The organism is Alcanivorax sp. DP30 (assembly GCF_009882945.1).
In the GTDB taxonomy this organism is placed as follows: domain Bacteria; phylum Pseudomonadota; class Gammaproteobacteria; order Pseudomonadales; family Alcanivoracaceae; genus Alcanivorax.
In genome coordinates, this window is sequence record NZ_WTUY01000004.1 from 939,097 (window position 1) to 965,086 (window position 25,990).

Annotated in this window: 20 protein-coding genes; 11 read left to right on the forward strand and 9 right to left on the reverse strand. The window is 59.5% G+C overall.

All coding sequences use genetic code 11. The annotated features are described in order from the left end of the window. Positions 1-137 precede the first annotated feature (137 nt). Positions 138-1,136, reverse strand: coding sequence for an integron integrase (locus tag GQF00_RS10615; RefSeq protein ID WP_161319115.1), 999 nt, complete (start codon positions 1,134-1,136; stop codon positions 138-140). Positions 1,137-1,455: 319 nt separating this feature from the next. On the opposite strand from GQF00_RS10615, the gene GQF00_RS10620 reads away from it, so the two are divergent. The 8 genes from GQF00_RS10620 to GQF00_RS10655 all read left to right on the forward strand — a co-directional run bounded on the left by GQF00_RS10620 (position 1,456) and on the right by GQF00_RS10655 (position 14,559). Further along, positions 1,456-1,833: a hypothetical protein gene (locus GQF00_RS10620; RefSeq protein WP_161319116.1), complete on the forward strand. Its 378-nt coding sequence runs from the start codon at positions 1,456-1,458 to the stop codon at positions 1,831-1,833. A 105-nt stretch (positions 1,834-1,938) separates the two neighbouring features. Further along, positions 1,939-2,307, forward strand: a complete 369-nt coding sequence (locus tag GQF00_RS10625) for a transposase (RefSeq protein ID WP_370519485.1) — start codon at positions 1,939-1,941, stop codon at positions 2,305-2,307. An 11-nt stretch (positions 2,308-2,318) separates the two neighbouring features. After that, on the forward strand, positions 2,319-3,161 hold the full coding sequence (locus GQF00_RS10630) for an IS3 family transposase (RefSeq protein WP_161319230.1): 843 nt from the start codon (positions 2,319-2,321) through the stop codon (positions 3,159-3,161). Positions 3,162-3,220: 59 nt separating this feature from the next. Then, a complete protein-coding gene (locus GQF00_RS10635) occupies positions 3,221-3,721 on the forward strand; it encodes a hypothetical protein (protein WP_161319117.1) in 501 nt (166 codons plus the stop codon). Between the two features lie 424 nt (positions 3,722-4,145). Next, on the forward strand, positions 4,146-4,547 hold the full coding sequence (locus GQF00_RS10640; RefSeq protein WP_161319118.1) for a GFA family protein: 402 nt from the start codon (positions 4,146-4,148) through the stop codon (positions 4,545-4,547). Positions 4,548-4,828: 281 nt separating this feature from the next. Next, positions 4,829-11,998, forward strand: a complete 7,170-nt coding sequence (locus GQF00_RS10645) for a CHAT domain-containing protein (protein WP_161319119.1) — start codon at positions 4,829-4,831, stop codon at positions 11,996-11,998. Positions 11,999-12,118: 120 nt separating this feature from the next. Beyond that, entirely contained in the window at positions 12,119-14,197 is a 2,079-nt protein-coding gene (locus GQF00_RS10650) for a caspase family protein (protein ID WP_237440460.1), read from the forward strand. 62 nt (positions 14,198-14,259) lie between these two features. After that, on the forward strand, positions 14,260-14,559 hold the full coding sequence (locus tag GQF00_RS10655) for a hypothetical protein (protein WP_161319121.1): 300 nt from the start codon (positions 14,260-14,262) through the stop codon (positions 14,557-14,559). A gap of 284 nt (positions 14,560-14,843) precedes the next feature. Here GQF00_RS10655 and GQF00_RS10660 read toward each other — a convergent pair whose 3' ends face one another. The 3 genes from GQF00_RS10660 to GQF00_RS10670 all read right to left on the reverse strand — a co-directional run bounded on the left by GQF00_RS10660 (position 14,844) and on the right by GQF00_RS10670 (position 16,999). Next, a complete protein-coding gene (locus GQF00_RS10660; protein WP_161319122.1) occupies positions 14,844-15,641 on the reverse strand; it encodes an anti-sigma factor in 798 nt (265 codons plus the stop codon). Positions 15,642-15,702: 61 nt separating this feature from the next. Then, positions 15,703-16,509 (reverse strand): RNA polymerase sigma factor, encoded by an 807-nt coding sequence (locus tag GQF00_RS10665; RefSeq protein WP_161319123.1) that lies wholly within the window; start codon positions 16,507-16,509, stop codon positions 15,703-15,705. A gap of 100 nt (positions 16,510-16,609) precedes the next feature. Continuing rightward, the gene (locus GQF00_RS10670; RefSeq protein WP_161319124.1) at positions 16,610-16,999 is read right to left on the reverse strand and encodes a hypothetical protein; all 390 of its coding nucleotides are present in this window, start codon (positions 16,997-16,999) and stop codon (positions 16,610-16,612) included. 131 nt (positions 17,000-17,130) lie between these two features. Here GQF00_RS10670 and GQF00_RS10675 point away from each other — a divergent pair, with 131 nt between their 5' ends. After that, on the forward strand, positions 17,131-17,964 hold the full coding sequence (locus GQF00_RS10675) for a hypothetical protein (protein WP_161319125.1): 834 nt from the start codon (positions 17,131-17,133) through the stop codon (positions 17,962-17,964). A 322-nt stretch (positions 17,965-18,286) separates the two neighbouring features. Here the strand turns inward: GQF00_RS10675 and GQF00_RS10680 are convergent, their stop codons facing one another. Genes GQF00_RS10680 through GQF00_RS10695 form a run of 4 tightly spaced genes read right to left on the reverse strand, consistent with a single transcriptional unit; the run spans position 18,287 to position 22,632 of the window. Then, a complete protein-coding gene (locus GQF00_RS10680; RefSeq protein ID WP_161319126.1) occupies positions 18,287-18,997 on the reverse strand; it encodes a DUF2894 domain-containing protein in 711 nt (236 codons plus the stop codon). Continuing rightward, a complete protein-coding gene (locus tag GQF00_RS10685) occupies positions 18,990-19,637 on the reverse strand; it encodes an OmpA family protein (RefSeq protein WP_161319127.1) in 648 nt (215 codons plus the stop codon). Before GQF00_RS10685 ends, GQF00_RS10680 begins: the two co-directional genes overlap by 8 nt. After that, on the reverse strand, positions 19,637-21,850 hold the full coding sequence (locus GQF00_RS10690) for a DUF802 domain-containing protein (protein WP_161319128.1): 2,214 nt from the start codon (positions 21,848-21,850) through the stop codon (positions 19,637-19,639). Before GQF00_RS10690 ends, GQF00_RS10685 begins: the two co-directional genes overlap by 1 nt. Next, on the reverse strand, positions 21,847-22,632 hold the full coding sequence (locus tag GQF00_RS10695) for a DUF3348 family protein (protein ID WP_161319129.1): 786 nt from the start codon (positions 22,630-22,632) through the stop codon (positions 21,847-21,849). The genes GQF00_RS10690 and GQF00_RS10695 overlap by 4 nt, the downstream gene beginning before the upstream one ends. Before the next feature lie 176 nt (positions 22,633-22,808). Between GQF00_RS10695 and GQF00_RS10700 the strand changes: the two genes are divergently transcribed. Next, positions 22,809-23,024 (forward strand): serine protease, encoded by a 216-nt coding sequence (locus GQF00_RS10700; protein WP_161319130.1) that lies wholly within the window; start codon positions 22,809-22,811, stop codon positions 23,022-23,024. Positions 23,025-23,063: 39 nt separating this feature from the next. On the opposite strand, the gene GQF00_RS10705 is transcribed toward GQF00_RS10700, so the two are convergent. Beyond that, positions 23,064-24,620, reverse strand: a complete 1,557-nt coding sequence (locus GQF00_RS10705; RefSeq protein WP_237440461.1) for a phospholipase D family protein — start codon at positions 24,618-24,620, stop codon at positions 23,064-23,066. Here GQF00_RS10705 and GQF00_RS10710 point away from each other — a divergent pair. Further along, a complete protein-coding gene (locus GQF00_RS10710; protein WP_237440462.1) occupies positions 24,619-25,893 on the forward strand; it encodes a BamA/TamA family outer membrane protein in 1,275 nt (424 codons plus the stop codon). The two genes, GQF00_RS10705 and GQF00_RS10710, sit on opposite strands and share 2 nt — an antisense overlap. Positions 25,894-25,990 lie beyond the last annotated feature (97 nt).

A 25,990-nucleotide genomic window follows, 5' to 3' on the forward strand; every position in this document is an offset into this window, starting at 1 on the left:
GGTTTTTTATTGGGGCAAGATCAGTCGGACGTCTGACGTCGGAGGACGGACGCTAAAGACAAAACAGAGCGCGTTTATTTTTGCTGGCCAGGTGTTGTTCATGGACTGTTTTCGGCGTCAGACGTCAGACCCTGCCACTAGCCCCGATCCAGTGGACTGATCACCCCCAGCCCACCCCGGTTCATCACATGCAGATAGCGCTCGGTGGTAGACACGTCACTGTGGCCCAGCAGCTCCTGGACCGTGCGGATGTCGTAGCCACTTTCCAGTAATCGTGTCGCAAAGGAATGTCGGAAAGTGTGCGGGCCGCAGAGTTTGACAAGGCCAACTTCCTGAGCCGCTTTCTTGATATGTTTACGAATGGTGTCGGGATGATGGTGATGGCGGCGAATGATCCCGGTTTGCGGATCTTTCGCGGGCTCGTTGGAGGGGAAAATGAACTGCCAGCCAAGCTGTGATGCTTCCCCGGAATACTTTCTGGCCAATGCATGTGGCATCCAGGCGGGGCCGACACCGTTCTGTCGATCATACTTGTAATAACTGCTGGCGAGATTTATCTGAAGATTCAGGCGGTCATGAAGTTGATCAGAGAGAACGGTGATCCTGTCCTTGTTTCCTTTTCCTTCCCGAATAATCAATTGCCCCTGTCCGAAATCGATATCCTTGATACGGAGTCGCAGCGTCTCTGAAACCCTCAGCCCTGAGCCGTACATTAATTCAGCCATAAGTTTGAAGGGGTCTGATAGCTGCTCGATTACAGCGCGTGCTTCCTGGTCAGTAAATACAACAGGGGGTCGGCGATACTGTCGAGATCTGCGAAATTCCAGAGGAGGGAAGTCAATCTTGAGAAACTTGCGATAGAAGCAATTAAGGCTGTTGAGTGCGACCTTTTGCGTGGCGGGGCTGCATTGACGTTGAGTTGCCAGGTAGGTGAGAAAGGCTTCAATCTCAGGGGTGCTCATCCCTCGCGGATGTCTAAGGCTGTGATAACGAATATATGTCACAACCCAGTGAACATACGTCTGCTCAGTCTGGTACCGATAATGATTGGCGCGAAGCCAGGAGCGAAATTGGTCAAGAAGCTTGACGGGCTTTTCTGGAACATAGACAGGGATATCTCTCGTGCGACTACTCATGCTGACCTCCATGTGTGATGTCAGATTGAGCTCATGATTAGCCCTGCTCAACGGAACGGCGCCTAAATGGTTGTAAGAGATCTCTTAAAATTTGTTAAGTCATTGAAATATGGAGCCCGGAACGGCTTAATCTGAAGGGCCGAGTGCGGGAAATAACCCACTGCTTCGAGTTTTGTCAGTTGGGAATTGTTCTCGTTTTTCCAGTAAATGGTTGAGCAAATTAAGATTAAATGTATTTCATCGCTATCTTCGCGAAGAAATATGTCGAAAAAAGATATGTCGAACGATTCGACTGAATACGCTGTTATGAGCTCATGATATGAGAGGTTTGGTATTGGCTTTAAGCCTATCGCTTTTGGGAGGGTGCTCTTCTCTGGCACTCACCCGACCAGGTCACTCCTTTGATGGTAGCGGGCATGCAGTTTCCGCGCTCTACTGCACCAATTATTCGGCGCAAAGAAACATATTTGGAGAGAAGTACGATCAGGGGGCGCTAGAATATGGAGGGAATTTCGTTTTTATTGGATTCTTTAGTCTGCTTGATCTTCCTCTAACCGTGGTTTCTGACACCATCAGGTTTCCGATTGATATATTTCGTGAGGAACAAGATCGAGAGTCATGGGATACCGTAAATCACTGGAAGTTTAATGACTGCGAAAATTACGGTTTTTTCAGGGATATACTCAATGGAATATAAGAGCAAGCTTAGCCGCTGCTCATAACAAGGGCCTGCATGCCGACCTTCGGCTGATCTGTAACCACTTTTGTGGACAGGGTTTTCTGTTCATGAGAGAGGTGCAGTGTGGGACAGACAAGAAAGAGAAATTACGACCGTTATACCCTGGCTTATAAACTCCAAGCCGTTAAATTGGCGAATCACCCTGACGTTAGGTCCAAGGATGTGGCAGAGTCTCTGGGTATTCACCCGGTCATGCTTTATCGCTGGCAGATGGAGCACCGACGAGGGGAGCTCAGGGAGAACAAGCATATGAAATCGTCACCGCCATCCCCGGAACGTCGCGCCAAGAGAGCGGATCCTGCAAAAGAAGCAGAGGAGAAGCTGGCGGCGGCTGAAAAACGCATCAAAAAGCTTGAGCGCGAGCTTGAGAACCGTAACGACGAGATTGATTTACTAAAAAAGGCCGAGCGGTTCTTCCAGCGGAAAAAGTAAGGCTCTACGAGCTGGTTGAGAAGAACCGCCAAGGCCGGGATGTGCGTCGTTTATGTCAGCTTCTGGGCGTGTCGAGGAGTGGCTATTATGCCTGGCGTTCGCGGTCTGAGAGTGAGCGAAGTCAGTATGATGGAAAGTTGAAAGAGGCCATGGTTGAGCTGCATCAGGGATTTCGGCGAGCCTATGGCGCTAGGCGACTTCACCAGCAACTCCGCAAAAATGGCTTCACCTGCAGTGTCCGTCGGGTATCGCGGTTGATGAAAGAAGCCGGGATCCATGCTTCCAGCAAAGGATTGTACGTCTGGAATCCGGGAAGACATGAGTTTTACAGTTCAGCAGGGAATGTGTTGGCGGCGGAGGAATCTGCTGACTGTGAGGGCAAGCACTGGGCCGGAGACTTTACCTATATCCGAACGGGATCGGGTTGGCTTTATCACGCGGTAGTCGTGGATCTGTATAGCCGCAGGGTTGTGGGCTGGTCATTCAGCCGTAAGCGAAACAGTGAGCTGACCAAGAGTGCGCTACGAATGGCGCTGTCACGTGAGCAGCCTCGCTTGGGTTGTGTGTTTCACTCGGATCAGGGCATTGAATATGCCGCTCATGAATATAGAGATCTAGTGGCTGCTGCGGGAATGCGCAGGAGTATGAGCCGAAAGGCAACGCCCTTGGATAATGCGATGGTGGAGTCGTTCTTCCATACGTTAAAGACGGAATTGGTTCATTTGCGTAAGTTTGAAAATGATATTGAAGCGGTCGCCGGGATTGTTGAGTTTATCGAATTCTATAATCGCGAGCGGCTTCACTCTGGGATTGGGTACCAAAGTCCGGCAAGCTATGTGCGGGCGTGTGCCTGAAAGTGTCCACGAAAGTGGTAGCAGATCACGCCGCTTAGCAAGGCGTTAGGGCTTAAAACATGAGCTTCGATCACAAAGCCTTCGAGTTTGATTGGCAGGCTTTTTCGGCTGAGATGCTACCTTGGCTGAAGGACGCGCTTGCTGCCAACGATGGCAAAAGATTGGCTGCATTCGTCGATGCGAACATCGTCGCTTGCCGAAGCCCATATGACGGAGAACAGCTATCGGCAAGTTGGCAGGAAATGCTCGAAACAGGTGGCGCTCAAGAGATTGCGGATTTCGCCCTCACCAAATATTACAATCCAACACTCGATCATGGCTTAGGCGGTGCATGGGCAGAGCTGGAAGATGCGCTTCCGGTAAGTATGAAAATAGCATTGCTTGGGCAAGCAATCCCGCATTTCGACCCTGGTCGTCAGGGTTCTTATTTCAGCACACCTACGGATGCTACAAAGAGCGGCGCGTTGCTCAATCGCATGGAGATACCGGCCCTTAGGCAGTATGGCAATTTTCTCGAACGCGCAGCTGGTGATGGCCGTGGTGTATATGTCACCTTCTAGCCCTAACAATGCCATTCAGTTTGTTCCGGGCCTCTGGTCCTCCACCTGACGCCCTTGTCAGGGCGCCGCTTATGGCTGGCGTTATGTGGTGTGGTAGTTAGAAAATGAAGATGTTGCTGCGAGTGCTTAGCGGAATATTGGGCGTCTTAGGAATTGGTGTTTTTGGCCTTATGCTTTATGTCGTTGGAGTTGGCCTTCCTCATTTTTCAGGTCTTTTTATAAGTGCAGTATTTCTGGCGTACGGTATTGGTGGCGAGAAAGTAATCGGGGCTGTGTTTCCAGGGTTGCTGAGGAGTAAGTGGTAGCCGGTCACACATAATAAGCCAAGGCAGTGGGACATATTTTGTTTCGCTGCGCTCAAAACACAAAATATGCCCCTGCTTGGGCGTCATGTGTGTCATGCACGTAAGGTAAGAAGGTATCCATGACTAATTATCTAGGCTCCTGTCTTTGCGGTACGGTGAAATTCGAGGTGAAAGGGAGTTTTGATAGCTTCTACTTGTGTCATTGCCGGTATTGCCAAAAAGACACCGGCTCCGCTCATGCGGCAAATCTTTTCTCACAGTCAGCGAGCCTGATCTGGCATTCCGGAGCCGATGGGGTGACCTCTTTTTCGCTTCCTGGCACTCGTCACAGCAAGAGCTTCTGTAAGGCATGTGGTTCAGCCGTGCCCAACACGATGATTCCTGGTCTGCTTGTCGTTCCTGCGGGCTGTCTGGACACCACAATTGCCATGAAACCCAATGCCCATATCTTCTTATCGAGCAAGGCTGCCTGGGATGAGTCGCTGGCCGAGGTGCCGGAATTCGAGGGGCTGCCACAGTGAGCGTCTGGCAGATGCCCGGAGTGTGATCCAGCGCCCTATGCTGAACGGCGCTCCGGCACACGGCCCATCAAGGCATGAGCATAACGAGACTCTTCCTGTGATCCCGCCTCTTCCCTTCCCTTTCTCTCTGCCTTGCTCCGTTGCTGCCATTGATTGATGTGAGCCAATTCACTATTTTTTGAGTACGGCACGCGGGGGTGTGCCGGATGGAGGCTGTCGAATTTTACGGGTTTGACCGTCTTAGCCGATAAGTTCTCTGAAACCCTACCGGGGCGTATTACATGCATTCCTCTTATTTGCGACGTGCTTTCTGCGGGCAGGCCCGTGTCATGCTGCTGGGCGTGGTGGCGGGCTCCCTGTCGCTGGCTACTGTGGCCCAGGCGGCGGATCCGCTGAAATCGGTGCTGGCTACTGGCGATCATGATGCGCTGGAGCAGCTGCTTGAAGCGGAGCCGGGGCGGGCAGCAAGCTTGCTGGAGTCCGGTCGCACGCCATTGTCGCTGGCCATTGGCCGGGGAGATCTTGAGGCGGTGATGATGCTGGTGGAGGCGGGTGCGGATGTGTCCGCTTTGAACGCTGACGGTTCCACGCCGTTGCAGCAGAGCATTCTGTCCGGGCAGGGGGCGATTACCGGTTACCTGTTAAAAGAGGGAGGTGCGCGTCCGGTGCCCAGTGGTGGCGGGCAGACCGCGTTGCACTGGAGTGTTCAGGCGGGTGATGCCGAGCTGACAGAACGCTTCCTGAAGATGGGGTTTAGGCCTCTGGATCAGGATGCAAAAGGGCAGACGCCGCTGGAAGTGGCCATCAGCTGGGGGCGCTTTGCGCTGCTGGATGAGTTGCTGGATCAGGTTGAGGCGCCCGCTTCTGCGCCTGTCGATACGCTGACTTTTGATGACGACCGTATCCGTTATTGGAGCGCGCTGTACTGGGCGGGCCGTGAGGCTGAGCTGATGGCAAGCCTGGAGGCGGATCTGTTGTCGGCATCGCCGCAGCCTTTTGCGCCCTATATCTGGAGTGGGGTGTGGCGCCGTCAGGATCGTCTGGACGCGGCTTATCAGGCGGCGGCGCCTGACTTGCGGGCTGCGCTGGGTAAGGTGCCGGCCATGCTGATTGCCCTGGACACGGATCCGGCGGCGGCGTTGGAAGCCTTTCCGGCGGATGCGGGTTACCAACCTGGTGATATCTATGCCTTGGTGGATCTGAGCATCTTTGCCCGGGATAACCGCGATTACCCTGCCTTTTTCAGCTATATGGAAACGGCCATCCGGCTGGCGCCGGACCACTGGCAGTTGGCGTGGATGATCGAGAGCATGGCGGCGCTGGACTACCCCGGCATGCGCCAGCGGTTGGCGGCCTTTGCCGAAGAGCCTGCCGTCAAGGATTCACTGACCGGCGATTATATTCGCGCCGTAGTGCCCCATTACGGCTGGAAAAGCAGTGATCGACTGGTATTCATTGACCGTTTTCTGGCGAAACACCCCCAGGACAGCCGGGCGCTGGTGGCCCGTTCCCTGGCGCTGCAGAACAACGGGTATTACCCCCAGGCACTGGACGCGCAGATGGCGGCCATTGCCCGTTTCCCTTTCTATGCCGGTCGCTCGGATTCCATGGCCATGCTGATGGAGACCGGGCAGCAGGCACGGGCACAGCGCGTGGCCACGGGGCTGGCGGACTGGTATGGACGGGACAACCGTGACGCCCGTGGTGCCCGTTATTATGTGGCGGCGCTGCTGGATGATGGCAACTACGGCGCGGCCCGGCAGGCTCTGGACAAGGCGCTGGAGCAGTTCCCCGAAGATGGCCGGCTGTGGATGGAGAAGGCCCGGCTGGAGTTGCAGGATGATCACCCTGACCAGGCCCTGGCAGCGGCAAGCAAGGGATTTCCGCTGATCGATATCCCAACGGATAGTCATCTCGATACCCTGCTGAAGGCCTACCGCAAGAGCGGTGACCGGCGCGGGGCGGTTGCTGCCTTTGAGCAGCATCGAGGGGAAATTGATGGTGTCACCGCGACCCTGTTTGAGACTGTATTGGGCGATCTGGACACTTTGGCTGACCGTCAGGGTTACCAGCAATTGCTGACTGAGGCCCGTGCCGCGTACCCCCGTGATCTGACCTTGCTGATGCGAGCGGCGCGGCAGGATTGGGAGCAGGGCAACAAGAGCCGTGCCATTGCCTTGCTGGAAGAGGCGGTGCCCGCGAATGGCGGCTCACAGACCCTGCTTGATCAACTGCATGACTATCAGGTGGCGGTACGGGGAGAGGCCGCTGGCCGGCAACTGGCCCGGCAGGCGGTCACCGATCGCCCCTGGGAAAAGGCCTCCTGGCAACTGGCGCAACGCAGTGGCCTGAAAACGGCGCCGGCCATGTGGGAAGAGGCGGTATCCGCTGCGCCCACGGAGACGTTCGCCTGCGAAGCTCTGGTGTCCCATTACGTGGATACCCGGGAGTGGGACAAGGCCCATGGCTGGGCGCGGGATTGCCTGCAGCGCCTGAGTGCGCAGAGTGACGGCGGCCGCCTCAGTGCGCGCCAGTCCATGCTGCTGTACGACGCCTGGGTGTACGAGAATCAGACCCGCAAGCAGCGGGTGCCACGCGATGAGATTGCGGCGGCGCAAACCCGTTTTGCCGAGTTTCTGGAAGGCCGCGGGCACTACATGGATTACCTGCGTTACAGCGAGGCGCTGTGTCTGGCCAAACAGGACAAGGTGTGTGCGGCCCAGGCGCTGGCCGGGCGCAGCCAATACCAGCGTGATGATACCGCGCATTTTCATTATCTGGTGGCCCGCTATTCCAGCGAGCTGGGTGCCAACAAGACCTTCGGTTATGGCGCCCGCATGCTGGAACGAAACCCCTATGACATTCGCATAGTGAATTCCTTCCTGCACAAGCATCTGCTGTGGGGGGGCAGTCCCATTGTGGCGCTCAAGGCGATCAATGATGCCAATGCCCGCGGGCTGGATGTGGAGCGCTCCTGGGAGCGCAAGGCGCTGGGGCAGCTGGGAGATTCCCTGTCGGAATTCGAACAGTACACGGTGGCGGGCAAGCGTCCGGGTGTGTCATTGCGCTACGTGAACTGGTTTGAGGCGGCCCGTCGCAGTGCCCTGGAGGCGGACGGTACCCGGGTGTTCTACAAGCTGGACGGCGAGATGCCCGGGGTGGAAATTCTGCTGCCCAGCGGTGAGCAGGTCATGCGTCAGGACCATCCGGTGTTTGGCAGGCCGGTGTATTTTTCCCGCGGGGCGACCTTCCTCAAGCTGGGCTATACGCCGTCCGGACAGCTGGCCTCCATTGAAGATTCCAGCGGCGCAGCCATTGCCCTGCAGTACGACGACAATGACGAGATCAGTGAGCTGACCAGCCCGGAAGGCACCCTGCAGTTCGCCTATAACGACTTCGGCAAGCCGGAGCGCATTGTGGAAGTGGGCATCGGCGAGCTGGATGTGACCTACGATGAAAACGGCGAGATCCTCTCGGTGGATTCCGAGGCCGGTCACGAGATGGCCTTGCGCATTACCCGTTCGTTCCAGTCGTTGCTGGGGATGGTGAATCAGGTCAAACAGATTCATGACGTGAAGCGTCTGCCCAGTCTGGATGTGGATGATCCGGCCCTGGATGCACTGCGTGCAGAGTATGAAGAGACCGAGTACCAGAGTGGTGACGAACAGAAGGCCGCGCTGAAACTGGCGGAGCACCTGCTCGAGCATGTGGGTGACAGTGCCGACTATGTGGGCGAAGCAGAAAGCCTGCTGTATGGCGTGATCATGACCGCGCAGCAACACCAGGACAGCAAGCGCTTTGTGAAACGCGGTGCCCAGGCCGTGGGGATGCTGCACCAGCTTTACCGGCAGGTGCGGCCCCATGGTTTGCCAGAAATGTCGTTTAACGACTGGTCTGGCGCCTATAGCTGGTTGCGCAGTGCCGAGCTGGAAAAATCCAGCTCCACCCTGCGCAAGACGCTGGCTGCCATTAACGAGGCACCGCTGAAACTGCTCCGTGATGCACACCGTTTGCAGCGTTCTGATTTCAGCAATACCGCCTACTGGAAACGCTATGGGGACAAGGAACTGTTCGGTGAGGTGCTGGCCGGGGCAGAAAAGAATCAGGTGCTGCTGCGCGAAAACGGTGATGTGGTGGTGGCCACCAGCCAGGGGCTGTCGGTGCTGCATGAGGGCTACTGGCACTGGTACGGTTTTGACCCGCGCAGCCAGCAGCTGTCCGAAACGGTTTCGCCCCAGTCTCTGGATGAGCGTTCGCAGATTCTCTCGCTCACGGAAACCGAAGACGGTGTGCTGTGGCTGGGGACGGCTCGTGGATTGCTGGCGGTGGCGGGCGATTACCAGGGGGCGATCAAACGCTGGAGCGTGGCGCAGGGGCTGCCTTCGCCGCGCATCAATGCGCTGGGGCAGCGGGGTGATCAGGTATGGGCCGGTACGGCACGGGGGCTGGTGCGCCTGCAGTATGGCGACAGTCAGGTCATGATGGTTTCCGTGGCGGGCGACAAGCCGATCGATCAGGTGTATCGCCTGCCGGGGCGTGATGAGGCGCTGTTGTACCGGTCAGACAATCAGGTGTGGCTGTTGGCCTCGGGCAAGACTACCAGCCTGGGCCGTGGCAACGACCTGGCCTTCGAGATGACACGCATGCGTGTGTATCGGCTGGATAACGACCAGGTGTTTGCCCATGGGCTGACTGACGAAGAGGGTGCCTGGGCCCTGCTGGATGAGGAGCCGCAGTGGGTGGGTGGGCCCAATGACCTGCTGATGAGCAAGCGCGTTCATGAGTTGTCCGTGTGGGATCTGGGTGATGGCCAGGAAGCGTTGGTGGTGAATACCGACCAGGCCATCAATGTGCTGCAGGGCAATTATTTCGAAGCCCTGCCGTTGCCCTTCGCTGACCAGCGGGGCGGTCTGCAGGTGGGCGCGCGGGAATCCTGGAGTGATGACCGCGGCGTGGTGCTGATCAGTGAAGAAGGGGTGTATACGCGCCTGGAAACCGGTGCCGCGCAGCTACACGCCGGGCGCGTGCACGACCTGCTGGTGAGTGACGCCCTGGATGCGGTGTTCATGGCCATGGGGGATCACATCCTCATGCTGGGTAACGGATCAGCGGTGGAAGAGGTGCAGTACTTTTCCTCTGCCCGGGCACGCCATCTGGTGGAGGATGCCGCCGGCAACCTGATTACCCATGACGGCAGCACGGTGTTGCGTTTTAAGCCTGGCACGGATCAGGCCCAGGAATTGTTCAGTGCCCGCCCGACGGTTGATGAAGAAGGTTGGGGTGGCGGCATTGCCGATATGCTGGTGGATAGCCGTGGGACCCTGTGGGTGGTGTCGGGCTCGTCCCTGTTCCGCTATGAAAAGGAGCAGCTCACCGAATTCAATTACCTGATCGACAGCAAGGCCTTCCCGTCGCGTAGCCCGTTGCTGGCCGGAGTGCATGAAACCCTGGACGGGGTAATCGAGGTGGTGGCCTCCGATGAAAGCCATCTTTCCCATCAGGGGGTGGAGCTGAGCGGGGGGCTGCTGCGCTGGAGCGGCAAGGGTTTCGAGAATGTGGGCACGCCGGCCAACTGGTTTGTGACCGGCTATACCGCGCTGGATGAACGCACGGCGCTGGTGGGTACCAACCGCGGCTTTGCCCGTGAACTGGCCGGGGAGAACAGCTGGGAAACCCGGCAGTCGTTCCCGGAGCTTAACGATCCCAGTTACCTGGCGGTGCAGGAAAAGAACCGCATGTTCTGGCTGGGGGGAGAAGGCCGCCGCTTCAAGAACGAAAATTCCTGGTTGTTTCCCACTGCTGGCGGGGTGGTGCTGTATCACGGTGGCACCTGGTTATACCCGGATCGGCTGAACCAGTTGTTGCCGGAGGATCAGGGACTGGGGCAATACGGTGGGCGCACCGTGCATGCGGTGGCCGTGGCCGCCAATGGCCGCGTTTACGTGGGTACGGATCTTGGTTTGCTGGTGTATGAATCCCGCGGCGTGGCGTCGCTGCTCAATGACAACCAGCTCGGCCAGCTGGCGTTCCGCGATGGCGACACCAGCCAGCAGCAGGCGCTCAGCGATATTTTCCTGCCGGCGCTTTCCCGGGAGGGCAAAGACACCGAGCAGGGCGAGTTGCTGCAGCGCTATCAGGCCATGCAGGCGCAGATTCGTGAGCTGGAAGAAAAAGTGAACCGTGGCGCGGTGCCGATGATGGCAAGCAAGGGGGCAGACAATCGTCCCTCCGACGCCGAGCGGGAACGGGCCGCGCCGGACTCCCGCACCGAGCGCCTGCGTCAGCAGCTGGAGAGCAAGAACCGTCTGCGCGAAACCCTGCTGGCGCGGATGGAAACGGAACACTTCGGGCTTTACCAGATGCTCAAGCTGGACCCCCGTGAAGTGGCCGCCATGCATGAGCGGCTCAGTGAGGAACAGGCGTTGGTGCAGTACCTGCCCACGCCGGAGAAGTTGTTGATCCAGCTGGTCACCCGCGAGGGGGCCCAGATCCGCGAAGTGGCAGTGAGCAATGCTGACCTGGAAATGGTCAGCCAGCTGGTGGTACGCAATCTGCGTTACCGGGCCAGCCATCTGGGGGAAGGGGACCGGGGGTTGTCTTCTGCGGGTGGCCAGAGCCAGGCGGTGGATGGGGCACAGCTGGATGAACATCTGGCCTGGCTGTACGACAAGCTGCTGCGGCCGGTGGAGCGGGAGCTGGCGGGCAAGCCGCAGGTGCTGGTGACGCCGGTGGGTGCACTGACCTATCTGCCGTTCCCGGCGTTGCTGCGTCAGCAGGGCGAGCAGAAGGAGTACGCTGCCGAACGTTTCAATCTCGGCGTGATTCCGTCCATGTATCACTTGAGTCTGGTGCTGCAACAGAACGCGTCTTACAGCGATGGGCTGACTCTGGTGGCCGATCCGGATGGCAGCCTGCCGGGGGCCCGTCAGGAAGTCAGCCGGATTGCTGCCGAGTCGCTGGTGACACCGACGGTGCTGGAAGGGACTGCTGCCACCTATGGCAATCTGTCCGGGGCGGTGCGTGAGGCGCGGGTGGTGCATCTGGCTACCCATGGCAATCTGGATCCGGCGGTGCCGGCGGACAGCTACCTGTTGCTCGCCAACAATTACCGCCTTAATGTTATCGACATTGCTGCACTGAAGCTGGACCAGACTGATCTGGTGGTATTGTCGGCCTGTGAAACCGGCATCGGCAAACCGGGTCTGGAGTACGCCACTCTGGCGCGGGCCTTTGCCCTGGCCAGTGTGCCCACGGTGGTGGCGTCGTACTGGAAGGTGGATGACGGGGCCACCGCCAATCTGATGGAACAGTTTTACGGTAATCTGAGGGACAATCCGCAGGGGAATTACCTGAGCGCCATGAGCGAGGCGCAGCGGGCGCTGATCCGGCAAGGGGGGCGCTACGCCGATCCGGCCGCCTGGGCGGCATTTACCCTGTTTGGAAAACCCTGATCAGCGATGCTGATTTTTTCCGTTTTCCGGCTGTCGAAAAATCACCGTCCGACCGTCTCAGCAAAATGAGCGGCGGCGAAATGCAATGAACGGATACGTCTCAATATGAAGAAGCGCATCATGGATAACAGCAGAAGCAGAAAACCACGGCCGTGGACGCGCTGGTGTGCGGGGGTGATGCTGGTACTGGGTACGATCAGCAGCTCCCAGGCGCTGGCCACCAAGCGCGCCCTGCTGGTGGGGGTGGCGGATTATCCCAACCTGCCGCCGTCGCTGCAGCTGGACGGTCCGGCCCATGATGCGGAAATCGTGGAAGCCATTTTGCGCCAGCGTGGATTCCATGAAGACAATATCGAGCAATTGCTCACTGCCGAGGGCAAGACCTTGCCGACGCGTGCCAATATTCTGGCCGCCCTGGACCGCCTGGCTGAATCCGCCAGCGATGATGACTTCTACTATCTGCATTTTGCCGGCCATGGCAGCCGCCAACCGGCCAAGGCCACCGATAACAACGAAACGGATGGCCTGGATGAGATTTTTTTGCCGACGGATGCGGCGGGTTGGGACAGCTACATTGGTTCGGTGAAGAACGCCATTCTGGATGACGAAATCGCCAGCTACATTGATCGCATTCGTGATAAGGGCGCCGATGTCTGGGTGGTGTTCGACAGCTGCCATTCCGGCACCATGACTCGCGGTGCCGCAGCCATGCCGGAGGTGAAGTACCGCCGTGTGGACAGTGCAGTCCTTGGCATCCCCGATGGTCCGCTGATCAACCGCCCGGAAGGGGCGGGCGCCATGGAATCCGAAACCCGATCCCGGGGTTTTCTGAAAGGCATGTTTGGCGGTGGCGATGAGGGTGAGAAAAAAGCGGAAGGCCGCGGAGAGCTGATTGCCTTCTCCGCAGCCCAGAGCGCCGAGACCACCCCGGAAATGAAACTGCCCCGTGGTGCGCCGGACCGTCGTTTCCATGGCCTGTTCACCTACACCCTGATGGATGTGATGGGGGCCAACCCGCAATTGAGTTATCAGCAGTTGGCGCAACAGGTGTTGTCCCGTTATCAAAGCCTGCCGTGGCAGGCCACCCAGCCGCTGTTCAGTGCCAGTGACATGAATCGCCCGGTGTTCAATGACGACACCCCGGCGGAGCAGAGCTACTTTGCCACCTTCAAGAACGGCAAGCTGGATATTCAGGCCGGCTCCCTGTCGCTGCTGAGCAGCGGCGCCACCGTGACCGTGTTTGATTCGCCGGTGGCGAAAGCCGGGGATGCGCTGGGCACGGTGACTCTGGAAGGCGCCACACCGGTGCGCAGCTGGGCAACCCCGGATGAAAAGCAAAGCAAGGACTGGCCGGCCACACTGTACGTGACGCTGGATACGCCAGTGGTGATCACCGAGGTGAAGGTGGCGCTGTTGCCTGCAGCGTCCCTGTCCGAGAAACGCCGCAAGCGTTTGCAGGCGTGGCTGGAAGAGATCGAGGAAGCCGGCATTGGCATCAAGGTCAGTGCGCTGGACTCGGCTGATATCCTGGTGAGCGAATTTGATGATCACCTGTGGTTCCTGCAGGCAGATCAGAGCCTGCCCTGTGATGAACAGGTGTTGAAGGAAGCGGCTCGCAAGTCCTGTGCTGAAACTCGCCTTCCGCAGCGATTGCTGAACGTGGCGCTGCCGGAAAATAACGGCCGCCAGCAGGCGGCGCTGCAAGGCGCGCTGATGAAAATTGCCAATGTGACCCGGCTGATGGCCAGCGTGCAGCATCTGCCTGGCGCTCAGCAGCAGCTCAAGGTAAGTTTCCGTATTGAGCAAGAGGGCAAGCAAAGCGATTTTCCGGTGAACAGTCAGCCGGTGCTCACCGAAGGCGATCGCATCCTGTTCAGTGTCACCAACGAAGGCCGTCAGTCCCAGGATGTGAGTATCCTGTTCGTGGACAGCCAGTACGGGGTGACCCAGTTGTACCCGGATAGCGGCCAGCCGAATCGACTGGATGGCGGTGAGTCCCTGAACTTCGAATGGGATGTGAATGTGGAGACCGTGGGCATGGAGCATCTGCTGGTCAGCAGCCAGCCCGGTACCGGGGTGAATACCAACCTGGGCTATCTCCAGCAGGCCCCGCTGAATGTGACGACCCGCGGGCTCGGCAGCAGCAAGCCGCCGCAGTCATCCGGATTGAATCTTTTTACCTGGCAGGTCAGCCGTTAAGGCGGGCCGCCAACTACTAACTCGTAATGAGTAAACAGCAACTAGAGAAGGAAGATATAACTATGAAACTGATTTCCAATATCATGCTGGCTTTTGTTATCGCTTTGTCTGCGGTATCAATCGCCCATGCCAAGGATCAAACTCCTGCAGAAATGCGTGCGGAAGCGGCCAAGTTGTACGCTCAGGCGGATGAGCTGACAGAGAAAGCGGTCAAAATGGAGGCAGAGCAGGCCAGTGAGGTCAAATCCCGAGGCAATGAAGTGAAACTTCGAGGCTATGGTTCTTCCTCCTGTGTGAGCGATTGTATTATGTACACTGATACTAATCTTTACTCCTGCCGTCGGGCTTGTGGTTCTTACTAAGCAAGTCCGGATCATCGTCGGCACCTGATGCGTGGTGTCGAAAGAAAAGGCCGCTATTGATAGCGGCCTTTTTTGTTCGCGTGTTATGCATCAAGCAAGATGCAAAAAATAAAAACGGCAGGGCTGCATTGTGGGAGCCTGCTTGCACGCCAATAGCCTCTTCTCCGTTCGCGTGCAGGCACGCTCCCACAGCAGAAAAAGAAAGGATGGGCAGGGTTTCCCGTCTGTTTCCTTGCAATCCGCGATGAATGTTCTATGCGTTTGAAGCGTGTTTTTCTCGAGGGCTATGGCGCCAGGCGTTGCTGGAGTGCGGTGATCTGTGCGGCAATATCGTCACAGGTGATGGCGTCCGGCAAAGCCGCAAAACCGTCAATGTCGGCTGGCCGGGAAATCTGATCCAGATTGTCCGGTTCGCTGGTGCAGACGGCATCGCTGATCAACAGCCAGCGACCCCACTCGTGGCGGGGTGTCGCCTGGTCGGCAAACTGGTTGCGGTAAACCTCGTTGGCCATATCGAGCTGGGCCTTGCCGATACCGGCAAAGCTGGTATGCATGTCCAGGGACTGCTGGCCCGCGTACACGCCGGCGAGAATTTCCGTGATGTCATCGTCCATGGGCACCGGCAGGGCGCGCATGTTGGGTTGCTCATCCAGATAGAGGGCCAGTTCGGGGGAGAATTGCTGGTAAGCCTGATCCAGGCTGAGCATGTCGGTGCCGGGTTTCAGCACCAGCCAGCCGGCAAACAATGCCGCGGCCGCGGCGCTGATGCCGCCGGCGGGTTGCCACCAGGGGCGCCGTCGGGTGCCCGCGCTGGCAATGCTGGTGACGTTGCTGTCCGTCTTGTGCGCGATCCACAGATCGTGATTTGCCAGCAGCTGTTGCCAGCGTTGATAGAGATCGGGATCGTGAGCCAGGTGACTGATCACCTCACTGCGCCGTTCCTCGTTCAGCATGTTATCCAGCAGGGCGGCCAGGTCTTCATCGTCCGGGGGCGTGCCCTGAAGCGCGGGACGCTGTGTCAGCGCCAGGGCAATGCGGCTCAGGTATTCGTCCTGGCGATGGCTGGATGTGTTGGATGTCATAGTCGTTTACCCCTGACTACTGAGATGGACAGATGCCCAGGATGAACGAAGGAAGAGGGAATCATTGCCAGCCCTCCGGGAGGAGCTGCCGGGACAGCAGAACGTCACGGATATGGGCAACGGCCCGTTGTGCCAGCCTGGCAGGCTGGTGGGCTGGCAGGTTGAGGCTGCGGGCAATGGCGCTGAATTTGAGGCCGTCCACATAGGCCATGCGCAGTATCAGTCGTTGTTCGTCGGTAAGGCTGATGGCGGCTTGCAGGGCAGAAAGGGTGTCCGGCTCCTGCCATGCGGAGGCGGGCACGTCCTGCTCTTCCAGTACCAGCTGGTGAAGCAGCAGCAGTAAGGGTTCCAGGCCCTGATCGCTGTGATCGTCTTCATCCCCATGGCCGGATTCCTGATGATAGTCCTCCAGCGGAACGTCGCCGGTCTGCTGGCCACACCAGGGGAGTCGGGCCTTGATGGTTTTCACCATGTCGGTGAGGGTGTGGCTGTCACGCAGGGTTTCGTCCTTGCCGGCCAGCCGTTCGATGGCCACGGGCACGGGTTGTCGTTCCAGACAGATAAATTTCCACAGGGTCAACCAGGTGTCACCCAGTTGTTGCAGCCAGGCGGGGGGACGAATGCGGCCGAATTTCTTGCGCGCATATTCTTCCACCAGATTGCTGCACAGGGTGTAGAGAAAGGTTTCCGGGCGGGATTTGCCGGTGAACTTGCGGCATTGCGTCCAGTCATCCGCAGACAGATGTTCAAGCACATAGTCACTGGCGATTTCGGCATCCGCAGTGTGGCCGAAGCGGCGTTCGCACAATGCCCGAATGCGCCCCTGTGTCTGTTCGCTGAACACAATGGCGGGCCAGTCGATCTTCACGGCTGTCGTTTCCACGGCTGACTGAGTAACGGCCCTTCTCCCCGAGGGTTATCCAAGACTGTGATTCAAGCACAAACCGGGGGCACAGAAAACACAGTGATTACTGAACGTCCTCTTCTGTCTTGGCGGGGCTGCTTTCGTGGGTGTACCTGAGGGAGGTGTCGCCAAGCACTTCGCAGGCCTGCAAGATCCTGGCTTCCACAAGGACTTCATCCCCTGGCAGCAAGTCGATCTCCACGTCGCCGGTTTTTTTGCTGTCTCCCTGAATGTGCAGCTTGCCGGATTCACTGTTGATCAGTGTGGTGCCGTGCCGGGAGCGGCTGGCGCGCAGCAGATAGGTGAGGGTGTTGTAGGTGCCCGTGCAGCTGACCTCCAGCTGGAAACGATGACTGGCCGCGATGGCACTGTGGTGAATTGCCAGCTGACAGTCCTGTGCGCGAGCATTCAGTGTGCAGAGCAACAGCACAAAAAGGGTGAGCGACTTGATCATGGTGTGAGGTTGTCGGGGGCCTGTGATCCGGGGAGTGTACGCCGCGGGGCTGGTATCCCCAAGCGCTGGCGACAGTGTGCATTAGTGGTTAGTGTGGAAGTTATCGGTAATCAGCAGGGCGGTGACGATTGATGAGTAACTCTGTGGCGGGATGGCAGGGCGTGGTGAGTGTCTGGGGGCGGTGGCTGCTGGCAGTGCTGGTATTGAGCAGCCAATGGGCGGCTGCCAGGGCAAATGACTCTGTGGATGGCTTGCTGATTGCCTCTGGGGTGGATGCCCAGATGTCGGTGTTCGAGAAAATGGTGCAGGGCACGCTGACGCAAAATCCGGCACTGGAGGAAGAGCAGCGAGCGGTGTTGCAGCACATTGCCATGGAGTCTTTCCGTAGTGATGTGATTTACCGTTATGTGCGGGCCGCGGTGGCGGAAGCCTTGCAACCCGGGGACCGGGAAACCCTGTCTCTCTGGTACAGCTCGCCATTGGGGCAGCGGATTACCACACTGGAGTTGAAAGGGTTGGAGGCAGACGCGTTTGCGGCCATGAAGGCGGCCGCGGAAGCGCTGGCGGCAGATCAGGAGCGGATGGCCGCAGCCGCCCGGCTGGATGCGCTGACGCAGGCGTCAGGATTGGGGATGGCGCTGCAGCAGCGCGCCATGCTCGCCAATTATATGGCGGAAGCGATCGCCGCCAATCCGGATGCGCCGGTGGACACGACGGCACTGGAAGCGCAGCTACAGCAGCACCGGGAAACCATGCAGCAGTTGATACAGCAGCAGACGCTGTTATCCCTGGCCTTCACCTACCGCGAGCTTCCCCTGGAGAAAATTGCCAGCTATGAAAGTTTCCTTTCCACGTCAGCGTCACGGCGTTTTCAGCAGGGCGTGCAGGACGGGCTGTTGCGTGGGGTAGATGTGGTGCTTGAGGGTTGGGAAGGTGAGCTGCGGGAGTTTTATCGGGGGGATTAGGGGGCTACGAGCTACGAGCTACAAGCTACAAGCTACAAGCTACAAGCTACAAGCTACAAGCTACAAGCTACAAGCTACGCTGATTGGATTGAGAAAGGCGGAAAAGTNGAGTTTCTACGGGGCTGCTGTAGGAGTTCCTCTTGAGGGACGAACCGTGCGAAGCACGGAATCGACCGCAGGGCGATCAGGTATTGCCGGCTCGGAAAGACCTTAAAGAATCATCTCCCTGCGGTCGCCTCGCTTCGCGAGGTTCGCCCCGGGAAGGGAACGTCTACAGTGGGGCGCGGCACGCTTCACGTAACAAGTACATGTGTCAGGCTTTTCACCCGCCACGTTTCTTGCCGGCTTTTTCCAGCACCATCAGGGTGTCCACGTAATTCACGAAGTGATCCAGGTAGGCAGGAGAAAGATCCTGCAGGGCGCTGATGGCGTGTGTCACCAGGCGGTGGGAATTGAGCGGGCCCGCGTCGCTGGGGGTCTGTGTCAGCGCCTCTTCGATGCGGCGACGTTTGCGCTGTTGTTGCTGGCCGGCGCGCACCCGGCTCAAGGCTTTCAGTTCCCGTGGGCCGCTGCGCACCGGTTGCGGCACAGGGTCTTCTTCAAAGAGGCCGCCTTCCTGATCCTGTAGCAGGGCGCGAAGCGGATCGGGGTTTTCCGGCTGGTGGCCATCCACCTCCGTCTGGCGCAGTTGCTCCAGCACATTCGCCAGCGGCGAGGGGGGCGGATTCGGGACCAGTTTGCGCAGCAATGCCTTGAACGCCTGCTGATCATACAGCGGTGTCAGTTCCGGTTGTTGCTCAGGGTTCCAGTGCTGCTGCACCTGTTGCTGGCTGTTGGCCAACTGTTGTTCCAGCCGGCTCACGGCATCGGCAAGGCGACCCAGGGTACGTGGGCTGGTGTGGCGCAGCTGCTGCAGTCGTTCGCGCTGACGTTGCAGAAAACAGAACGCAGCCGGGTCAAAGGCGTCAGCGCCCTCGTCTCGCAAGGTGTCTATGCGCGCCGCCAGTACGTGCAGGGACAGGGCCTCAGCCATTATCGTCCTCCGTTGCCGGTCCGGTATTACGGCGCGGTACGGTGGTCAGCTCTACCCGGCGGTTCTTGGCGCGGGCAGCGTCGTCAGCATTGGGCACCACCGGTTGGTGGGGGCCGAAGGCGGCCGCGAATACCTGATCGGCGGGCATGCCCTGATCAATCAGGGTGCGGGTGACGGTGAGCGCGCGCTGGGCGGACAGGCCCCAGTTGTCTTCATAACGGCGGTTGCCGCGCTGGATCGGCAGGTCATCGGTGAAGCCGCTGACCATGAGCATTTCATCATGCTGGTCCAGATACAGTTGCAGGGGTTTGACCAGATCCTTGAGCAGCACTTCCCCTTCCGTTTGCAGCTGGTCGGAGTTGATCTGGAACAGCACACTGCCGCTGATGCCGATGCGGCCATCTCGGAAGGTGACCCGGCCGCTGGCCAGTGGATCGGCCAGCGCCTTTTCCAGGGCCATGCGGCGCTGCTCTTCTGCCAGACGTTTTTCCTTCTCCTGCTCCAGGGACTGGCTCAGCTCCAGCTGGATGCCGATGACCCACACCAGTACCAGCACCAGGATGCCCACCAGTGCGGCCATCAGGTCGGAAAAGATGGCCCAGACCGGCGAGGCCTGGGCGTCGTCGTGGAGCTCTTCCATCAGCTGGCCTCGGCGGCGGACAGGTTGCCCAGAGCGTCGATGACGTCTTTCTGGGAAGCCATGCTCAGTTCGATGACTTCGCGGGCCTGTTCCACATAGTAGGCCAGCTGCTCATCGGCACGGCTGGCAGACTTGTCCAGGGCGGTTTCCACCTTCTGCAGGTTGTCCAGCAGCTTGTCGTTGCTGTCGCTGAACAGTTGCACGGCGGTGGCAAAGGCGTCGCTGAGACTGGCCACTTCGGAGGCGCTGCCGGTGACATCGCCGGCCACTTCATTGAGGCGCTCGCTCTGTTCGCTGACCTGCTGGGTGAAGGTGTCGCCCACCTGGCTGAGGGTGTCGCTGGCACGGGTAATCAGGGTTTCTATGGCCTCGCGCTGGGCGGTGGCCGCATCGCGCTGGTTGCTGAGCAGCTGGTCCAGCTCTTCGGTGATGCGCTGGCGCTCTTCCAGCAGCTCGTTGTCCCGTTCGCTGCTGCGGGTCATTTCCTCGCGCAGGCGGGTAATGACTTCCGCCGCCGCTTTCGGGGTTTCCGAGGCGGTTTCGATCAGGCGCGTCATGGGTTCTTCCAGGGCGGTGCCCAGGCGGGTCAGGTGCTCGCTGACGGTGCCTTCCAGGGCCGCCAGGCGCTCGCTGGCGGCGGCGCCGCGTTCCGCTTCGGCGTCGCGCAGGCTGGCCAGCTCCTCACGGATACCGGCAAGCAGTTTGTCCAGGCCATCACGTTGTCCATCCAGCAGGGTGGCCGCACTGTTCTGGAACTGCTGGTTGTGGGCGCTGAAGGTTTCGCGCAGTGACTGGACCAGCTGGGTGTTGCTTTGCTGTTGCTCGGTGCTCTGCTGCTGCCATTGTTCGCCGGCCTGCTGGATGGCCTGGCTGAATGCCCCGGTGGCGTCCTGCAGGCGGCTCTGTTGTTGCTCTGCCAGTGCCTGTTGTGCCTCGCGGGTGGCCTGCAGCTGATTGGCATGCTGCGCCTGCTGTTCGGCAAGTTGTGCCTGCCAGTGCTGCTGGCTGGTGTGGCTGGCCTGCTGGAACTGTTCGGCCACGGCCTGCAGTTGCTGGCGGCTCTCGTCCGCGAGTCCTTGCTGGCCCTCTCGGAGTTGCTGCAGCAGGGCGTCTCTGTTTTCCCGGAAGCGGTCGTGGTGCTCGGCCAGGGAGGTGCTGATGTCGCTGACCAGGCGGGCGCTGGTCTGCTGGTGACTGTCGAGGCCCTGCTGCCAGTGGTTGGCGGCGGCTTCGGTGGTGGCGCGGAATTCCCTTGTCAGTTCACTGAGCTGCTTCTCGGTGAGCTCGGCCAGGCGGGCATGGGTGCCTTCCACCTGCTTGTTGAGCGTCGCCAGAGAGGTTTCCATCAACGGCTGAATATTTTCCACGGCCAGACGGCTGCTGTCGGCCAGGGTGTCCTTGAGCGACTGGCTCACGTCGCTGGCCAGCTGCCGGTACTGGCTGTTCACGGCCTCGTGAAACTGCTGCTGGTTGCCGGTGAGGCTGTCACGCAGTTCCGAGCCGAGGCCTTCCATACGGGTGGCCAGCCCCTGCAGTGCTGCCACCAGGGCGGGGAAGGTTTCACTCTGTTGATGCAGGGCCTGGTAGGCGGCCTCGCGCTGATGATCCAGCGAGAAGGCATGCAGCGTGGTGTCGGTGAGGGTGTCCAGTTTGCGTGAGACCAGGGTGCGATCGCGACGACACAGGGTGGCGGTAAGACCGAGCATGGCGGAGGCGGCGACGCCAGCAATGGAGGTGCCGAAGGCCAGGCTGAGGCCGGCGATGGGCGCGGACAGGGCGCTGCGGATGGCGGTGAGTTCGCTGCTGCCGTCCAGGGCGGTGGCGGCCCCCTGCAGGGTGACAATCATGCCAACAAAGGTTCCCAGCAGGCCAAGCATGACCAGCAACCCCGTGAGGTAGGGGGTGAGAACCGGGCCTGGCAGGCTGGCCGGGTGGCCATCAATACGGCGCTGAACGCTGTGGCGCACCGGTACCGGCAGGCTTTGCAGCCAGTGACGCAGGCTCTTGCGGCTGTCCGGCAGGTCGTCCAGTCGCTTGTCCAGCTCGGCGGTGTTGCGGCGAAAGCGCAGCAGTTCGGCAAAGCCCAGGGCATAGACTGCGGCAATGATGGCCGTGACGGTGAAGGCCACCGGGTGGCTGATAAAGGTGATGGCGATCCACAGGACCGCGATGGCGCCAATCACAAAGGGCGCAGCAAACAGATAGCGTTTCATGGAGTCGGGCTTACCTCATTGGTGTCTTGCGCGGCGGCGGGGGAAGACTCGGTGGCTTCCCGGGCGGCCGCTAGCAGGCCAAGAACCGGTTCCTGTCGGGCATCCAGTTCGGCCAGTAACAGCATTTTCAGTTCCCGCCGAAACTGGCTGAGCCAGCCATGGGGGCCGAGCCAGTCGGCGGGGGTATGGAAGGGGTCGCGTTGCTGCCAGAGCAGGCGATAGCGTTGATCCAGAAAGCCGGGCAGGGCGGCAAAGCCCTGGCGGGCATAGCTGGACAGACCGTTTTCGAACACGGCATCCAGTTCGGCCAGGTGGGCCAGTGTGGCACTGTGGCCGGTCAGCAGGCGCCGACAGCGCAGCCTCAGGTTGCTCAGACCAGCGATAATTTGTCGCTGGTGGGCCTGGTAAAAGCGTTCATAGGCGCCAAAGCTGGGTCGCTTTTCTGCGTCGGCGTCATCACTGAGCGGCGGCAGGGCGATCACCGAGGCGGCCTTTTCGCCCGCAAAGCTGCGGCTCAGATGCTCCAGCAGGGCGTGTCGGGCTTTCAGCAGAGCGTCCTGCAGCTCTTGCGGCAGACTGTCCGAGGGGTTGAACGGGCCTTTGGGGGTGAAGCGGGTGGCCCCGTCCAGGGAAATGGCGTCGGACAGATCAAACAGGCGCCCCAGCCGTTCGGCAAAGTCGCCGTGGCTGGCACGGGCGGCCTTGCTGTCCAGGCTGCCGAGCAGCTGCACCAGGCGGCTGCCGGGGAGTCCGGATTGTGTGCGCGTTTGCGTCCTGTGCATGGGGGCTGCGGTCCATTGGTGTCACATTGGATGTCACGTTGCCGTGGGGGTGAGCCCCGCGCGGCGAGCCGAACATTCTAATCGGGAAAGGGATGGGATGATAATGCGTCTGTCGGCTGGAGGATATGGGGCGGATTTCTGTAATACTGGTGGCTGATACCCGGTGAGGAATGACAATGCGAGTTATCCTGATGATGGTGGTGGCGGTGCTGATGGCGGGCTGCAATCCGGTGGGCGGCGATCGGGACCAGTTTGGCTGCCTGGGATCAGGGGGTTATCAGTGGTGCCCGGCGCTCCAGGAGTGTGTGCGCAGCTGGGAGCTGGCGGAGGAGCGGGGTCTGGAACAGACACAGGAGGCGGTGGACCGGTTTTGCGCAGGCGCCGATGACTGAGACGCTGCTGCGCGGCGTTTGAGTGTTTCCGTCGGGGGTTCAGATCTGGGATTCTATGGGCAGTAGCGACAGCCACCAGACCTTGAAACGCTGCCAGCCGGAGGTTTCCGGGTCGTGATCCAGCTCCAGGGGTTCACCGTCATTACTGGCTTGCCAGCGCAGGTCGCCGTCACCGGTGAGGCTCAGCTTCCAGGCAGAGTCGCCATGAACCCACTCTTCGAAGATCTGGCTGAGCTGCTGGTTAATGGCATTGCTGTGGATCAGCAGGCCCACTTCGGTGTTCTGCAATAGCGACCGACCATCCAGATTCACCGAGCCGATAAAGGTGCGGTCTTCGTCGAACACGAAGGTCTTGGCGTGCAGGCTGGCACGGGAGCTGCCATGGAACCAGTGCATGCGTTGCTGTTGCCCGGCCTGGGAGCGCAACTCCCACAGGGCGACTCCGCTTTCCAGCAGGGGTTCGCGGTAACGGGAATAGCCGCTGTGGACGATGGCCACATCCGTGGTGCTCAGGGAGTTGGTCAGTACGCGGATGTCCACGCCCTTTCGTTCCATGGTGCTGAGCAGTTCCACGCCCTTGTCGCCGGGAATGAAATAGGCGGAGGTGAGCCAGGCGCGGGAGCGGGTGTTATCCATTTCCCGACGCAGCAAGGTGCCCAGGTAGGCATCCTGTGGGGTGTCGTCACGGGCATAGGCTTTTGAGGGCGGGTCGGCATGCAGGGTGGCTTGCCCCCAGGTCAGTTCGATCTCGCCGGTGAGCAGGGCCTGGCCCATGGAGGATTCGGCCAGCGCCCGGGCAAACTCGCTGTGGCGCTGTTCGTGGAGAAAATCTTTCAGGGCGGAACGCAGTTCGTCCAGGGTCATGTCCGCGTCGTCGGCATCCAGCAGGGCGCTGGTGGGCACGGCCACCGGGCTGTTCCAGTATTCATCAAAACTCTGTGCCCCCTGGGTGACTACCTCGCCGACGGCAACCACATCAATATCCTGAAAATCCACTTCGTTGTTGGAAAAGTATTCATCAGCCACATTGCGGCCGCCGGTGAGCAGCAGGGTGTGATCGGCCAGCATCAGCTTGTTGTGCATGCGGTGGTTGGTGCGGGAAAAACCGAATGCCAGCTGCAGGGAACGGGAAAGGCCTGCGCGCCCTGCCACCGGGTTGAAGATACGGATGGCAATGTTGGGATGCTGGGCGAGTGTGGAAACATGGGGGTCGCTAATGGGGGTGCCGATATCATCCACCAGTAGCCGTATGCGCACTCCCCGATCCGCGGCTTCCAGCAATTTGCTGATGATCAGGCTGCCACTCACATCCGGTGAAAAAATGTAGTACTGGATATCCAGTGAGGATTGCGCCGCTTCGATCATGGCCACCCGAGCGACAAACGCCGACAGGCCGTCACGCAACAACAGCAAGCCGGTTTCCCCTTCATGTTCTGACATCAGTGTCTGGCGGGTCTGGTACAGGGGGCCACTGTTGGGTGGGGGCAGGGCTTCACTGAGCGGACGGGCTTGCGGATCATAATGCCCGAGCCCGTGGCAGGCGGTACACAGCAGGGCCAGGGAAAGGGCCAGGGTCTTCATCAGCTTGAGAGGCATGGCGTTTTTTTTATCCGGCAAGTCTGCGATTATCAGAACCCAGCTTGCCGTGAATTTCAATTCCTGCCAGGAAAGGGATGCCTTGTTTATGTGGAAACGGACTCTGCTTGCCGCGGCTATCGGTTTCACCGGCGGGACATCCCACGCCGATTTCTTTCAGGATTACATGATCGACCCCGAGGACGGCATGCTGGACAGTAGCCGTTTCCTGTCCGAATTGCCCATGAGCTTCATGCCCGTACCGGTGGTGATTACCGAGCCAGCGGTGGGCAATGGCCTGGGTGTCATGGGCATTTTCTTCCACGAAAGTGAAGAGCAGAAGCAGATGCGTGTGGAGGGGAATGCCCCTTCCATTTTGCCCAACAATATCAGTGTTCTCGGCCTGATGGGGACGGAAAACGGCTCCCGGGGAATCGCTGCCGGACACATTGGGTTCTGGCGGGATGACACCATCCGTTATCGTGGTTTTGCCCTGCTGCCAGATCTGAATCTGGATTTTTATAATTTTGCCGGCCGCACGCTGGATCGCCCCATCGAACTGAATGTGAAAGGGCCGGCGGCAGTCCAGGAGCTCAAGTTTCGAATGGGTGAGAGCCGCTGGATGCTTGGTGCCCGTCAGGTTTACCGGCAAGTGGAGCTGGATCTGGTTGAGGACATCAAGCTGCCCAGTCCCAGATTGAGTCAGGTGGTAAACCGGTTTCTGGATGAGCAGCTGGGTGACCGTATCCATACGTCCGGGCTGGGGCTGCTGGCGGAGTACGATTCCCGAGATAGCCCGCTGTCCCCGCAGAGCGGCCTGTACTACAACGCCAATTATGTCTGGTACAACGACAGTCTGGGCAGCGATGTGGATTTTGGCAGTTATACCCTGCAGGGGTTGAACTACTGGAAGGTGAACGACAAGTTCAACTTTGCCCTGCGGATGCAGTACGACGGCATCGAGGCAGGCGACAGCACCCGCTTGCCGCCTTATGTGTTGCCCTATGTGGACCTGCGCGGCATACCTGCGGTGCGCTATCAGGGCAAGGCGGTGGCGGTGGCAGAAGTGGAGGCCACCTGGAAACCCACCCTGCGCTGGCGTTTCAACGCGTTCACCGGTGGTGGTCGTGCAGCAGAAAGCGCCAGTGAGTTGTCCGACGCGGAAGTGGCCAATAACTATGGTGCCGGCTTTCGTTACCTGGTGGCGCGCCGGTACGGCATGACCATGGGTATTGATGTGGCGCGAGGCCCGGAGGATACCGCCTGGTATATCCAGGCCGGGTCGAGTTGGTGACGCATTAGCTACGAGCTACGAGCTACGAGCTACGAGCTACGAGCTACGAGCTACGAGCTACGAGCTACGAGCTACGAGCTACGAGCTACGAGCTACG

Excerpts from the sequence above, each read along its gene's own strand:
- GQF00_RS10615 (WP_161319115.1), bottom strand. The coding sequence starts at position 1,136 with ATGAGTAGTCGCACGAGAGATATCCCTGTCTATGTTCCAGAAAAGCCC.
- GQF00_RS10620 (WP_161319116.1), top strand. The coding sequence starts at position 1,456 with ATGAGAGGTTTGGTATTGGCTTTAAGCCTATCGCTTTTGGGAGGGTGC.
- GQF00_RS10635 (WP_161319117.1), top strand. The coding sequence starts at position 3,221 with ATGAGCTTCGATCACAAAGCCTTCGAGTTTGATTGGCAGGCTTTTTCG.
- GQF00_RS10640 (WP_161319118.1), top strand. The coding sequence starts at position 4,146 with ATGACTAATTATCTAGGCTCCTGTCTTTGCGGTACGGTGAAATTCGAG.
- GQF00_RS10645 (WP_161319119.1), top strand. The coding sequence starts at position 4,829 with ATGCATTCCTCTTATTTGCGACGTGCTTTCTGCGGGCAGGCCCGTGTC.
- GQF00_RS10650 (WP_237440460.1), top strand. The coding sequence starts at position 12,119 with ATGGATAACAGCAGAAGCAGAAAACCACGGCCGTGGACGCGCTGGTGT.
- GQF00_RS10655 (WP_161319121.1), top strand. The coding sequence starts at position 14,260 with ATGAAACTGATTTCCAATATCATGCTGGCTTTTGTTATCGCTTTGTCT.
- GQF00_RS10660 (WP_161319122.1), bottom strand. The coding sequence starts at position 15,641 with ATGACATCCAACACATCCAGCCATCGCCAGGACGAATACCTGAGCCGC.
- GQF00_RS10670 (WP_161319124.1), bottom strand. The coding sequence starts at position 16,999 with ATGATCAAGTCGCTCACCCTTTTTGTGCTGTTGCTCTGCACACTGAAT.
- GQF00_RS10675 (WP_161319125.1), top strand. The coding sequence starts at position 17,131 with ATGAGTAACTCTGTGGCGGGATGGCAGGGCGTGGTGAGTGTCTGGGGG.
- GQF00_RS10680 (WP_161319126.1), bottom strand. The coding sequence starts at position 18,997 with ATGGCTGAGGCCCTGTCCCTGCACGTACTGGCGGCGCGCATAGACACC.
- GQF00_RS10685 (WP_161319127.1), bottom strand. The coding sequence starts at position 19,637 with ATGGAAGAGCTCCACGACGACGCCCAGGCCTCGCCGGTCTGGGCCATC.
- GQF00_RS10690 (WP_161319128.1), bottom strand. The coding sequence starts at position 21,850 with ATGAAACGCTATCTGTTTGCTGCGCCCTTTGTGATTGGCGCCATCGCG.
- GQF00_RS10695 (WP_161319129.1), bottom strand. The coding sequence starts at position 22,632 with ATGCACAGGACGCAAACGCGCACACAATCCGGACTCCCCGGCAGCCGC.
- GQF00_RS10700 (WP_161319130.1), top strand. The coding sequence starts at position 22,809 with ATGCGAGTTATCCTGATGATGGTGGTGGCGGTGCTGATGGCGGGCTGC.
- GQF00_RS10710 (WP_237440462.1), top strand. The coding sequence starts at position 24,619 with ATGGCGTTTTTTTTATCCGGCAAGTCTGCGATTATCAGAACCCAGCTT.
- GQF00_RS10705 (WP_237440461.1), bottom strand. The coding sequence starts at position 24,620 with ATGCCTCTCAAGCTGATGAAGACCCTGGCCCTTTCCCTGGCCCTGCTG.